The sequence below is a fragment of the Brevibacillus sp. NSP2.1 genome, from assembly GCF_000470975.2.
Taxonomy (GTDB): Bacteria; Bacillota; Bacilli; order Brevibacillales; family Brevibacillaceae; genus Brevibacillus; species Brevibacillus agri.
Genome location: NZ_CP048274.1, coordinates 4,466,077 through 4,478,265 on the forward strand (window position 1 = coordinate 4,466,077; position 12,189 = coordinate 4,478,265).

Here is a 12,189-nt window from a genome sequence, read left to right on the forward strand (position 1 = left end):
ACCTCCAAGGAAAACAAAGCGCGGATAGCCGACTGCAACAATCCTCACCTCATCCTTTGACCCGAAGGAAATCAGTGGACATCAAAACAGGCAGGTCTCCTGGCTCAAGGATCTTCGCTCTTCTTCCTCCTTCCCGCACGCTGGCGTGCAGTGGATGGCGCCGTTGCCAAGAAGAAGAGCTCCTCTTTTACAGTGGCGGGACCGCGTTGGCTTTTCACCAAACTTCCCTTTTAACCTCGCATTCGCAAACTATCGCTTGCGAAAAACAAGGACCTGTTTTTCTACCATATTCAAATGTCGTTCTTTTCTATGACAAGCACTTGCTTTAATAATAGCAAATGCTACCGGGGATTCAAGCAAAAGCTGCGGATAGGAACATACTGGGCATTGATCTTTGTTTTGTGAACTAATTATTTGTACACAAATCTTTTGTGTGCGTGTTATCTTATTCTTACATCGATTTCCAATAAAATATTTGGAGGTACATATGGATCGGATTGAGGATTGCTATGGGTTTCTTCTCGGGAAGGCGTATCAAAAAATCTGGCAAATGGAAAAGGCCAAATTATCGCCGTACGGGATTACTCCCGTGCAGTTTGTTCTATTACATGCGCTATGGGAAAAAGATGGCCAAAAAGGTGTGGAATTGGGTAGTCGGCTTCGCTTGGATGGAGCAACCATCACGGGGGTGCTCGATCGACTGCAAAATATGGGGCTCATCGAGCGTCGTTCCGATCCCAATGATCGCCGGACGAACTTGATTTTTCTGACTCCGCGAGGCAAGGAATTGGAACAACCTCTGAATCAGATCAGTGACGAAGTGAATCAAGAAGCGATGTCCATATTCAGTGAAGAAGAAGCGAAATTATTCAAAAACATGCTGACCAGATTGGGATTAAACTCATAAGGAGTGCGTTGAGACTGTGAAGAGCAAAGTGCATTACGCGTGGATCATTTTATTTGTCACCTTTTTCGCATTGTTGGCTGTGCAAGGAGCAAGACTTTCTTTCGGAGCATTTATTGAACCTTGGGAGAATGGCTTTGCCGCGGATCGAGGTACCATTTCTCTCATCTCCACATTGAGTTTTGTCATTTATGGCATATCCCAACCAATAGCAGGCAGGTTGATTGACCGCTTTGGTGCCAGGTCCATTCTCTTAGGCAGCACACTTCTGGTTGGTCTGAGCATTTTTTCACGCAATGGGTAACTTCCCTCTGGCAATTGTTTATTCTCTATGGTGTCTTCGCTTCCATTGGTGTTGGAGGTGCCTCCAATGTAGCCGCAACCATTATGGTCACAAATTGGTTCAATAAAAGGCGTGGACTCGCATTCGGAGTAATAGAGGCTGGCTTTAGCGTAGGCCAAATGGTAGTTGTGCCAGCCTCACTGTTTTTCATACAGTGGTTTGACTGGAAAATGGCTGTTGCGGTATTGGGTCTCTTTTTACTGATCGTGGTATTTCCCGTCATGATGTTTCTTCTGAAGAATCATCCTGCCGAAAAGGGTTTGCAACCGATAGGAGGTTCGCCACAGATCGCAGATGAAAGACAACAAATACATCCTTCCAGCCGGCAACCGGTCAGGCGGATATTTCCAACCAAGGCTTTCTGGTTTCTGATTTTGCCGTTTTTCATCTGCGGATTCACCACTACCGGCTTAATGGACACGCACCTCATTCCCTTTGCCTAACGAAACCAGCGAACTTACAAAAAGTCCGCCATGATGATTTCCAGGTCAAACGGAGTGATTCCCTCGTCCATGGAGAAAACCGTGTCCGCCTCATCCGCCCGGTCAGTCAGCGTGCCTCTCGCTTGCGCATGAAGCGTGAACAGCTCATAGAGAGTGGGCTTCACCAGCGAGGTGAGCGCCCTTCCCATCCACTCCACGCCGCCTCCGTTCGCCTCTACGTTATTGACAAACCGGGGGTGGGAGCGCAGCGCGATGTCCGTCCAGATCACTTTTCGCTCCGCCAGATCGAGAATGACCGGGATGCAGATCGTAGAGCGTGAAGCGAGGTCGATCTTGTCCTGCACCGTCTGCGGTTCAAAAATTTCCCCCGACTGTGGAGCCTTGCGTATCATCCAGCCCGCATAACATTCGGGCAAATCGCAATAGGGCTGACTGGTAAACGAGTTCAGCGACATGACCACGTAACGGCCGCCGTAATGAAGGACAGATTCGATATCCACATCGATGAACTCGCAGGCCCCCATCGGCGCCCTCACAATGTCGCCGCTATGGTAGGCGCGGTATTTCTCCGAGCGCAAATTCGTGTAGGAAATGTGCTCCATGTACTTCCAGTCCGCGTCGTACAGCACCGCAGACAAATCGACGTCGACGCGCCCGGTGGGGACGTTGTTGACAATGCCTTCCTTCCACCAGGTGAAAAAGCGGATCGTACTGCCCTCCGGGATCGGAAGTCTGGAGCCGCGCACGATCGTCCGCAGCGCTTTGCTCGCCGACCGTTGCGAAAAAGGCACGAGCTGCTCCTGCAAGCGCGGATCGAGGTAGACTTTTCCCAGGGAAGACAGGGCAGAAAACCGCTCCAGCAGGGCTTCCCGGCATCTGCGGGCTGCACTCGCGCGGACGTCTTCCGGCAACTGCGGCAGCGCGTTTGCAATCGTCTGTACTTTTGCCACCTCTCCTTTCGGGAAAAAGGTGCGCCACTCTCCGTACGCTTCTCTTTTCTCGAAGTGGTTCAGCGCTTGCAGCAGCACAGGGGTAGACACCAAAGGCGCGACCTGTGCAAACGAACGGAGCACCTCGTCACGATCCGCTGCCAGCCTGAGCAGGTGGTCGAGGCGCCGGGCAAATTCCCCCGGCCGCTGCACGAGCAGGCTCGTCGCCTCGTGCACATCCCCGCACGCCAGCGCCAGCTCGACCTTGCTGTTGAACGTTTCCAGCCGACGGTTGTTGCGCAAAATATCGAACGCTTCCGCCGTCTGCGGATAGCGGTCCTTGTATTCGAACGGATGCAAGATTTCCCCGAGGCGAATCCAGCGGCCTTTGTAGCGCAGCATGTCTTCCGCGAGGTTCGGGCTGGCTTCCAGCAAGCGCAGCAGCAGGCGGCGCTCGGCGCGGCTGAACTTGCGGAATTTCGCAGGGGCGGCCAGGCTGACATCGCCGTCAGACAGCGCAACCGCCAGCCGCAAGACGTCGGTCGCCGTTTTGCAATAGGTCGCAAAAAAGCCGGGCGGCAGCTTGTCGGCACGCAGCAAGATGCTGGCTACGACCGCCGCGTTTTCCTTGTGCGGAATCTCTGGCGGCAGCGCTTCTGCGATTCCATCGCACTCGGTGAGCAGCGCTGCGAGGTCTTCCTTGTCCTGCGCCGAGAGCGAGCTTTTTGCCCGCAACAGGTTCATGCCCGTCTGCAAAAGCTCTTCGTCCGTTCCCAACTGGATCACCTTCAGGCGGGATTCTCGCAACAGCGGCAGCCGTTTTTTCACCTCGTGCACAGGAAGCTGCCACGTCAGGCAGTGGATGATCGCCTGCAAATACAATTCTCCCTCGCTCGCCTCCATCACTTGTTCGGGAAAATTCGGATACATCGGCTTGTACTTGCGGGATGCGCCCACCATTTCTTTCAATACCGTCACTACCTCGGAGTAAAGCGGGAAAAACTCCGCTTCAGACAGCGTGCGGATTCGCTCCAGCAGCTCCAGGGAAAACGTGTAGCCCAGACTCTCGATGTTGCGCAGAGCCGCAGCCAAATAAGAGACAGGCAATTCATGCTGTCCCTTCTCGACGACCAGTTTATTTTTCCGGCGAAGGTAGATTTGATTTTTCATCGGCCTCAATAAAAAAAATCAGGAAAGCAGTACCCCTAATCATCAATTGAGTAGAAGGAAGGTGTACAATAGCCTGATTTTTTATTCCTTTTGTCATTTTCAACCATTTTACCGCTGGGTCGCCGCTCCTGTAAAGTCATCCAGTGGAAAAGTAGTCGTTTCTTCACAAATTTTTCCTGCTCCCCTGCAACCTTGTAATCAGGTAAAGGCAAACAGTCCTATTGTAAAATAGTACAGCACATTCTATAGAAAGACGCGAGGAAAAGCACGCATGAAAAAACTGCAGCGAGTCGGCCTGCTGACCTTTCTGCTCAGCGCCGCTCCCTTCTCTTTTGCCCAGTCCGCTCCGCAAGTCCAGGTAGCCGTGAACGGAGAGTACGTCACGTTTCCCGACGCCCTGCCTTACGTGAACCCAAGCACGCAGCGAACCATGGTTCCCGCCCGGTTTGTCGCGGAAAAGCTCGGTCTTGGCATGCAGTGGAATCCACAGACGAGCCAGGTGACGCTCCGGAAAGAACCGGACACCATTCAGTTGACCATCGGCCAGGACTACGCGCTGGTCAACGGGAAAAAGGTCCACTTTGACGCCCCGGCCGTGCTCCGCAGCAACCGCACGATGGTTCCGCTGCGCTTCATCAGCGAGCTGTTTGACGCCCGGATCGAGTGGCTGGCCGAGCGCAACCTGGTCGCGATCACCACTTCCGGCCATGCGAGTGCAGTCCCTCCGGCATCTGTGCCGCCTGCTCCTGACAGCACATGGCAGCATCGGCGCAGCACGTGGCTTTGGGATGCCAGCCTGCTCTACACCCAGCAAGAGCAGATTATCCAGTTTGCGAGCGAGCATCAATTGAGCGCAATCTACCTGCAAATCGACCGGGACATCCCGCCGACTGTCTATCAGCAGTTCATCCGCAAGGCGCAGGAAAAGCAAATCGCCGTAGAAGCGCTGGAAGGCCGTCCCCAATGGGCTTTTCCCGCAAGCCATGGCGAGCTCAAGGCGTTTATCAACTGGGTCCGCGCTTACAACGCCTCGGTCGCCGCGCAAGAGCGGTTCGCCGGGCTGCATTTTGACATTGAGCCGTACATTTTGCCGGAATGGAAGTCAAACCGCGACAAAATCGTGCAAAGCTGGATGGACACGGTTCGCCTGATCGAAAAAGACATGCGCTCAAGCGGGCTTACGCTCACGCTCGACATCCCGTTTTGGCTCCATCAGGTCAAAGTCCCGGGCACGGATTACAGCTTGAGCGCCTGGATGCTGGAAAAGGCAGATGCCGTAGTCATCATGGACTACCGCAATGTCGCGCTGGGCAACGACGGGATTATCGCCAACGCCCATCCGATTTTGCGGGAAGCGGCCACGCTGAAAAAGCAGGTGATCGTCGCCGTAGAGACGGCTCCCAGTGCGGAAGGGCCGCACACGAGCTTTCACGCACTGCCGCTCCAGACGATGAAAACCGAACTGCAGTTGGCGAAGGAACATCTCGAGCATTATGCGAGCTTTGCCGGCTTTGCGATTCACGACTACAACCATTGGGTCAGGCTAAAGCAGGGCGGCTCCTGATTCCCCCGTCTTCTCGGGGTACGGAAACAGGTCCGCTACCCGCACGCTTTGCCCGCTTTCATTTGTATAGACGACGTGCTCGCGGCGAAAATCGCGCGGACTCTCCAGCCCGCAGGCGGCCGCCAACGAAAACAGTCCCTCGCGCAACTGCAAAATGTAGTTCATGACGCGCCACTGCTTTTCTTCCGGGGCGAGCGCCTTCTGGTATTTGGAATCGGTCGTGGTGATTCCCGTTGGACATTTGCCTGTGTGGCATTGCAGGGCCATGATACAGCCGTTTGCCATCATGAAGCCGCGCGCGGAGCTGACCAGGTCCGCGCCGAGCGCCAGGGCGATGGCGACTTTGTCCGGGGTGATGAGCTTGCCGGAAGCAAAAATTTTGAAGCGGTCGCGCACCCCGAATTTTCGCGCCGTGTCATCGAGAATGAGCAGCGCCGGATAAAGCGGCAGCCCCATCCCGTCCGCCATGGCTTTAAACGTCGCGCCTGACCCTCCCTCCGAGCCGTCCACGGTGATGAAATCCGGGTAAATATCCAGCTCGACCATCTTGGCAAACAACGGCTCCAATCTTTTCGCATCCCCGACGACAATTTTGATCCCGACAGGCTTGCCGCCCGCCTCCTGCAGCGTGGCGATAAACCGCAGCGCCTCCTCGGGATTGGTCAGAAAAGCAAAGCGGTTGGGCGAATTGACGTTTTTGCCGACAGGCACCAGCCGCGCTGCCGCGACCTTTTCTGTGACTTTGGAGCCTTCGAGGTGGCCGCCGCGTATTTTCGCTCCTTGATGAAATTTCAGCTCGAATGCCTTGATGTTGGGCACGCTCGCCTTGCGCTTGTATTCCTCGATGGAAAAACGGCCCGCGTCATCGCGGAAGCCGAACATGCCCGGCCCGATCTGCGAGACGATATCCACGCCTGTCGCAAGGTGAACCTCCGCCACGCCGCCCTCTCCCGTATTGATCCAGGAGCCTCCTGCCATGCGGGCTCCGCTTCCGGTAGACAAAATATAGTTCTCCCCCACCGCCCCGTACGATGTGGCCGATGCCCCGAACATGCCCTTGAGCCGCCACGGATGCTCGCGGCGCTCTCCTACGACAATGACATCCTGATCGTGCAACAGCCACGGCTTCACCTGTTCCTCGATCCATTTTTCCTGGCGGGTAAACAACCCTTCATCTGTAATCACGTACTTTTTGCCCAAAATCGGCCGATCGTTATCTACCCGCAGCTCGCTCGTCAGCTTCGGGAACATGGCGTTGGACAGGTAAAAGCCCGGCTTTTCGTAATCGCGTCTGCCGCCAAACGAGATGAGGTCCGTCCTGTATTTCGCCGCGTAGACAAGCCCGACAAAATCAGCTCGCGAAAACGGCCTTCCCTCCGTGTCGTTGTCAAACCAATACTGGCGAAATTCCGGTCCGAGCTTTTCCAGCAAATAGCGCACCCAGCCCAAAAAAGGATGGGAGCGAATGATGGAATGCTTGGGGTGTTTGGACAAGACGTACATATAGCCGAAAAAGACGAGCGGCGGCACTGCCACCACTACAAGCACGATGGTCAAAAGAAGCGACTGCATCCTTGTCTGAGCCTCCCGCCATGGAACGTTGGATTGGAAAAAAGAACCGAAAAGGTTTCATTTGTTCGCAAATGTGGTATTGCATGGATTAGCATACTACCAATTCCCTCTGCTCATACCGCCGTTTCGTTTGGGCTAACTCGAAAAGGCATGTTGCACTTTTAATTAAAACAATTTTCATTTGATATTGATTATAAATATCATTCGTGGTAATTTGGTACCAGACATATTTTTCGAAAAACAGAGAGAGGAGATGCACAATGAGCGCACGCATTGGACTTCCCGCACCAGACTTTACGATGGACACCGTGACTTTTGACAACGGCTTCCCCGTATCGAAAAGTCTGGTAGATTACCGCGGCAAATGGCTGCTGTTGTTCTTCTATCCGTTCGATTTCTCCAAAGTTTGCCCAACGGAGATTCTCAGCCTGAATCGGCGGATCAAGGAGTTTGCCGAGCTGAACGTCGAGGTGCTCGGCGTGAGCGGCGACAGCATTCATACACATAGAGCCTGGATGAAGGCGAGCGACGGCATCGGCCCGCTGTCCTTCCCGCTCGCTTCTGACTACAGCAAGGAAGCGACGATCAGCTACGGCGTGCTGGACGAAGCGACCAAAGCGCCTCTGCGCGCCAGCTTCATCATTGACCCGGAGGGCATCTTGCAGTATTCGGTCGTCTCCAACTCCAAAGTAGGCAGAAGCGTGGATGAGACATTGCGCGTCATCGAAGCCCTGCAATCCGGCGGGCTGTGCCCGATGGACTGGAAGCCCGGGCAAAAAACGATTTCGTAACCCCCTTCAGCCCCAACGAAAAAAACCTCGGTCTCCTAAAGCAGATGCGTGTTCCTCCATCCGCTGTGGCCGAGGTTTTTTTCGTTCCTCTTTGGCGCGAGCAAAGAGGCCAGCCTTCTCCCCACCCGCATGGCTGTATTCATCCGCTCTCTCCATCACGCAAGCGTAGAGCGAGACTTTTGCCCGCGCCGCTGGTATCTTTTGAGCCAGCTTTTCTCAAGCTACTCATAATCCGCAACGATTTGGTAAAAAATACAGCAAAATCCATCGAACGGAGACAGCCATGAAAAGAAGTCCGGTCCGGCTCGGCGATTATTTTGTTCAGCGGTTTCAGGGCAATGCAGACTTCCGGTGCGAGGAGCTGAACAGGTGTGGAGAGCCTCTGCTCTTGTGCTACCTCGATAGTTTGGTGGACACCTCAGAATCCACCCGCCTCCGGGAAATGATTGCAGCAATCACCGCTCCAACCGCATCATGGAAACCGGTAGATGCAGAAGCCGATCTGGATGAGCCGTCATTACCCGCAAGGAAGCCGCTGAGCTTATTTACAACGCCATTGAATATTTACAAGCCCATCCGGCCCCTGCGACAGAGGACGTTCAGCCGTAATTTCGCGGGCACCTTTAGCTAGCCAGGACGCCCCTACGGTAAAAGCTCCTCCCAACGCTGCTCCAAGCGCAAACGATTCCAATGCTTTGCCTCCGTCTGGTGTCCGACAGTTCCACAGTTCCCGCAGCGAATAATCAATGTACCCTGAGGAACCTACCATAAACATCGCTGAGCCGAGCCCTACGGTCGTTTGTCCTCCCGTCAGCGGAACGACCGCCCCTCCGCCTTGTTAATCGCCGTAGGGGCAAGCTCCAGTTTGGGCGAAAGGAAACTAATAAAGGCCGGTCCGAGCACGGCTCCGATATTGTTGACCGTCGCGAAAACCTAACGGCGCTCCGCAGCGAAGATGGCAGGGCAATAGAGACGCTCCCAACGGAAGCGTCTTTTTTAATGTGTGGCTGGCAAGTGGAAATGCGTTTCCCGGATGGTGGCTGTTCGTTCAGTTCTACTACTACCACTACCTGCTCCGTCTCGCCATTCGTTTCATCCTCCTTTGATTTTGGGCATGCAAAAAAGCTCATTCCTACTCATGAATCAAGTTGGAAAGAGCTTTTGAAAGTTTATCAAGTGTTTGGTTTGTTGGTTGTATTGTACGATCTAAACGTTAGAATGTAAATCCTCTCATTCATCTTCAACAGTAATAACGTCCAATTTGACACCACTAACTATATTGTGAAGTGCCTGACAAAAATCATCTCCTAGACGGATAAGAAAATCATCGTTTCCACCATAAAAAGTACCTGATGAAGAAAGTAAGGACTGCTCGCCTCTCCGTGGATGAGATCGGACGAGGCGGTCATGACTACCCCGCCTATCGCTCCCAGAGCCGCTCCTACCGCTGCTGCCCCAATGACCGCACCTGCACCAAACGTCGCTACCGTCAACGCCACGGCCCCGACAATCGCCACGGCCCCTACCACGCAAAGGGCCAGTTTTCCCCAAGCAAACGGCGGTTCCGGGGGTGGGGGGGTCTTGATATAGTCGTAGGGCAGCTCTCACCGTTTTTGCGGATGCAGCCAAGCACTACCGCCCGCTTTCCCGTCGCATCGGGGAAATACAGGCTGGCGTTCGTATGATTTTGAGCATGCAAAAAAAGCTCATTCCTACTCATGGCTCAAAATAGGAATGAGCTTTTGAAAGTTTATCACGTGTTTGGTTTGTTGGTTCTATTGTACGATCTTGTTAGTTTACACAAAATATTTTACAGACTCAATCTCGACTTTGCCGTATTCGCTTGTTACGGTCTTTTTGCTCTTTCCGTTGCGGCTATTGGTCGTCCGCTTGTTCTTCACATCGTGCTTTTCATAGCCCAGTTCCGTGTCCAGCTCCGCCTCCAGCATGGATTGCAGCGTCTCTGCAAACAGCTCCTTTAACGCTGAATGTACATCTTCCATTGTCTTGAGGTTGTTCTCCTTCACAAACGCCTTTACTTGTTCCTTACTAAATCTCGCCATTGCTGCCATCCTCTCAAACCAGCCTTTCTCTTAATTGTAGTAGGTTTTGAGAGTTTACACAGAATATTTTACAGACTATTTGAATTATTTAGCATTTGGTTTCATGGTACTACCTTGTTGTTTGGGTTGTAAGCATACCATTATGTTAAGCTATAATTTCAACTTCTCCTTGATTTGGGCTAAACAACTTTCAACTATTACACTATTCTGAGGATGCCTTGATAGATAATCCTGAGCTACTTTAACTAAATAGTCGAAAAACATCTCATAATCCACAATTGCATACACTTCTACGCTAGTCACTGGCGGAGTTGTTGTAAAGTTCACTCCAGTATCTCCAAAATACTCTTCATCATTTGGAGTGCATTCGTTGGCAAAATAACAGCTAGTATAACCAATACCAAAGCCTTTCCCATGTTTAAATTCATTAAGAGCATCTAAAAAGTAGCCATCACCTAAAGTACTGTAGTATGCCTCCATATTCTCAATCTTTTCCTTTATATCTTCTACATAATAAATTTCATCATCCATATTCTTCCTCTCCATCTCTTAACTAGTTTTCGATATTACAGGGAAAAAGTTTGTTATTTCTCCAGTAACTTTGTCCCTATATCCTATAAATTGCAGTTTTTTACCGTTAACTTCAACATATCCAACAATTTCATCTGAAACAGCATTTGGTCGTGGATCTATTCTTATTCTATTACTTCGAATGCCCTCTTCAATTGCTTCTCTTCCTAACTTCAATATTTGTTCATCAGAGAATACTTTCGGATCATATACAGTTTTTGGATTCTTGTACTCTTTCCACTGGCCAGTAAAGTTTCCTTTTCCACCGTTTGCTGTGCTCAGTCCGTCATAAACAGGAAGTTTGTATTTAATCTCATAAATTCCTGGGATATCGGGATGAGGCGTTTTTGTCACAGCTTGGTTAATATTCTTAACCTGATCACCAAAGTTGTCTAAAATGTACTTTTCGAAGTTTTCAAGGTTATGACCACCTTTTATTCCTATAGTCGGTTTTGCTTTAAAGCCTTCTACTTCAATTAGATGCTTATCATAACCAGTTTTAAAATTCACTTCAATTTTCGGACTAACTTTAGGAACTTCACCCGTCCCCTCAACCTTCGAACTCGCCCCCCGCTTCAGCGCCCCCTTAACCCTCTCGGCACCTTTAGCTAGCCAGGACGCCCCTACGGAAAAAGCTCCTCCCAGCGCTGCCCCAAACGCAAACGATTCCAGCGCTTTGCCTCCGTCCGGTGTTCGCCCGTCCCACAGTTCCCGCAGCGAATAATCAATGTACCCCGAGGAGCCTCCCATAAACATCGCCGAGCCGAGCCCTACGGTCGTTTGTCCTCCCGTCAGCGGAACAACCGCTCCTCCGCCGATGCCGGCGACGGGGCCGAAAATCGCTCCGCATACCGCTCCGATCACAGCCCCCTGGGCCGCGCTTTTGACATACTCGTAAGGACTGCTCGCCTCCCCGTTGATGAGATCGGACGAGGCAGTCATAACGACGCCGCCTATCGCTCCCAAAGCGGCCCCTACTGCTGCTGCCCCAATGACCGCACCGGCACCAAACGTCGCTACCGTCAACGCCACGGCCCCGACAATCGCCACGGCCCCTACCACACATACGGCCAGTTTTCCCCAATCAAACGGCGGTTCCGGGGGTGGGGGTGTTCCTTGCTTCGGCTCGTCGTCATACGCGGGAAACGTGGTCCGGTCCCGTCCTTCCACGTGAACGGCAGCCCCCAGGAAGTGGTATTCACTCTCCAGCGAAAATCCGCTTGGCGCACTCGTTTTCTTGGCGAGAATCTGGCTTTGCGCCTGGATGACGACTCTCTTTGGGGTATAGAGCGAGATCTCTTCCTTCGCGTTCAGTACCAGCTTTTTATGGCTGGTCAATATAATCCCGACGTGATCGTCCAGGCTCAACTTCAATGGCTCCTTGCATCCGCTCACGATGGTAAGGGCCGTGGGGGCATCATTTGCCTCCGCTTGGATTTATTCGTCATGCTGCCCGTCTGTGAGAAACCGGATGATACCCTGGTAACCGCAGATGAGCTGGGAATCGGTCGTAAGTGCCGCTTTGCCTTCTACTCTCGTCTCTTCCTTCGCCTGGAGCCAGGGAGCGCAGATTGTAGGCGTGCAAGGTTTGCCAGCGATGGTTTGTCCGTCTTCGGCGATCAAATAGATGGTGGCATTGCTGGGATTGGATGGGCTTGTGCAAATACCGAAATGGGCGATATTCTCGCCCGCTTTGTAATCTTCACTGTTCATCACAGGTTTTCCGTTCACATACGAGCCGTGGCTGACGGGCAAGTTAATCCGCCTGGAGTGGCTGCCGCAATGGCAGCGCATTTTCGCCCCTCTTACCACGTAGCGCGTTCCTCCCTGCATCATCGGT

The 12,189-nt window shown here is 52.5% G+C and carries 10 protein-coding genes, 2 pseudogenes and 1 riboswitch; of the genes and pseudogenes, 5 read left to right on the forward strand and 7 right to left on the reverse strand.

The genetic code is table 11. The features are described 5' to 3' along the window. Nucleotides 1-72: 72 nt before the first annotated feature. Nucleotides 73-292: riboswitch (cobalamin riboswitch) on the reverse strand. Between the two features lie 195 nt (nucleotides 293-487). The 3 genes and pseudogenes from M655_RS21620 to M655_RS28375 all read left to right on the forward strand — a co-directional run. Further along, entirely contained in the window at nucleotides 488-907 is a 420-nt protein-coding gene (locus M655_RS21620) for a MarR family winged helix-turn-helix transcriptional regulator (RefSeq protein ID WP_005831982.1), read from the forward strand. 16 nt (nucleotides 908-923) lie between these two features. Next, nucleotides 924-1,208 carry an MFS transporter gene (locus tag M655_RS28370; RefSeq protein ID WP_007785834.1) on the forward strand — a complete coding sequence of 95 codons (285 nt, stop codon included), beginning with the start codon at nucleotides 924-926 and terminating at the stop codon, nucleotides 1,206-1,208. A gap of 14 nt (nucleotides 1,209-1,222) precedes the next feature. Further along, nucleotides 1,223-1,687: pseudogene (locus tag M655_RS28375) on the forward strand (MFS transporter); the annotation flags it as partial. 17 nt (nucleotides 1,688-1,704) lie between these two features. On the opposite strand, the gene M655_RS21630 reads toward M655_RS28375, so the two are convergent. Next, nucleotides 1,705-3,789: a TerD family protein gene (locus tag M655_RS21630; RefSeq protein ID WP_026557948.1), complete on the reverse strand. Its 2,085-nt coding sequence runs from the start codon at nucleotides 3,787-3,789 to the stop codon at nucleotides 1,705-1,707. A 271-nt stretch (nucleotides 3,790-4,060) separates the two neighbouring features. Between M655_RS21630 and M655_RS21635 the strand changes: the two genes are divergently transcribed. Continuing rightward, nucleotides 4,061-5,353: a copper amine oxidase N-terminal domain-containing protein gene (locus M655_RS21635; RefSeq protein WP_026557949.1), complete on the forward strand. Its 1,293-nt coding sequence runs from the start codon at nucleotides 4,061-4,063 to the stop codon at nucleotides 5,351-5,353. On the opposite strand, the gene M655_RS21640 is transcribed toward M655_RS21635, so the two are convergent. Beyond that, nucleotides 5,333-6,925: an FMN-binding glutamate synthase family protein gene (locus M655_RS21640; protein WP_026557950.1), complete on the reverse strand. Its 1,593-nt coding sequence runs from the start codon at nucleotides 6,923-6,925 to the stop codon at nucleotides 5,333-5,335. The genes M655_RS21635 and M655_RS21640 overlap by 21 nt on opposite strands. Nucleotides 6,926-7,185: 260 nt before the next feature. Between M655_RS21640 and M655_RS21645 the strand changes: the two genes are divergently transcribed. Then, nucleotides 7,186-7,716: a peroxiredoxin gene (locus M655_RS21645; RefSeq protein WP_005829060.1), complete on the forward strand. Its 531-nt coding sequence runs from the start codon at nucleotides 7,186-7,188 to the stop codon at nucleotides 7,714-7,716. Nucleotides 7,717-9,023: 1,307 nt separating this feature from the next. Here M655_RS21645 and M655_RS21650 read toward each other — a convergent pair. From M655_RS21650 to M655_RS21670, 5 genes and pseudogenes are all read right to left on the reverse strand, one after another. Beyond that, the gene (locus tag M655_RS21650; protein WP_152344121.1) at nucleotides 9,024-9,233 is read right to left on the reverse strand and encodes a hypothetical protein; all 210 of its coding nucleotides are present in this window, start codon (nucleotides 9,231-9,233) and stop codon (nucleotides 9,024-9,026) included. A gap of 300 nt (nucleotides 9,234-9,533) precedes the next feature. Beyond that, nucleotides 9,534-9,779, reverse strand: a pseudogene (locus M655_RS21655) (transposase); the annotation flags it as partial. A 150-nt stretch (nucleotides 9,780-9,929) separates the two neighbouring features. Beyond that, the gene (cdiI, locus tag M655_RS21660) at nucleotides 9,930-10,310 is read right to left on the reverse strand and encodes a ribonuclease toxin immunity protein CdiI (RefSeq protein WP_005829054.1); all 381 of its coding nucleotides are present in this window, start codon (nucleotides 10,308-10,310) and stop codon (nucleotides 9,930-9,932) included. 18 nt (nucleotides 10,311-10,328) lie between these two features. Further along, complete coding sequence (locus M655_RS21665) at nucleotides 10,329-11,717, reverse strand: CdiA family toxin C-terminal domain-containing protein (RefSeq protein ID WP_026557952.1); 1,389 nt, start codon at nucleotides 11,715-11,717, stop codon at nucleotides 10,329-10,331. Nucleotides 11,718-11,786: 69 nt separating this feature from the next. Next, nucleotides 11,787-12,182 carry a DUF4280 domain-containing protein gene (locus M655_RS21670; RefSeq protein ID WP_005829051.1) on the reverse strand — a complete coding sequence of 132 codons (396 nt, stop codon included), beginning with the start codon at nucleotides 12,180-12,182 and terminating at the stop codon, nucleotides 11,787-11,789. Nucleotides 12,183-12,189 lie beyond the last annotated feature (7 nt).

Bases quoted from the DNA above. Each gene is read 5' to 3' on its own strand.
- M655_RS21620 (WP_005831982.1), top strand. From the start codon at position 488: ATGGATCGGATTGAGGATTGCTATGGGTTTCTTCTCGGGAAGGCGTAT.
- M655_RS21630 (WP_026557948.1), bottom strand. From the start codon at position 3,789: ATGAAAAATCAAATCTACCTTCGCCGGAAAAATAAACTGGTCGTCGAG.
- M655_RS21635 (WP_026557949.1), top strand. From the start codon at position 4,061: ATGAAAAAACTGCAGCGAGTCGGCCTGCTGACCTTTCTGCTCAGCGCC.
- M655_RS21640 (WP_026557950.1), bottom strand. From the start codon at position 6,925: ATGCAGTCGCTTCTTTTGACCATCGTGCTTGTAGTGGTGGCAGTGCCG.
- M655_RS21645 (WP_005829060.1), top strand. From the start codon at position 7,186: ATGAGCGCACGCATTGGACTTCCCGCACCAGACTTTACGATGGACACC.
- cdiI (WP_005829054.1), bottom strand. From the start codon at position 10,310: ATGGATGATGAAATTTATTATGTAGAAGATATAAAGGAAAAGATTGAG.
- M655_RS21670 (WP_005829051.1), bottom strand. From the start codon at position 12,182: ATGCAGGGAGGAACGCGCTACGTGGTAAGAGGGGCGAAAATGCGCTGC.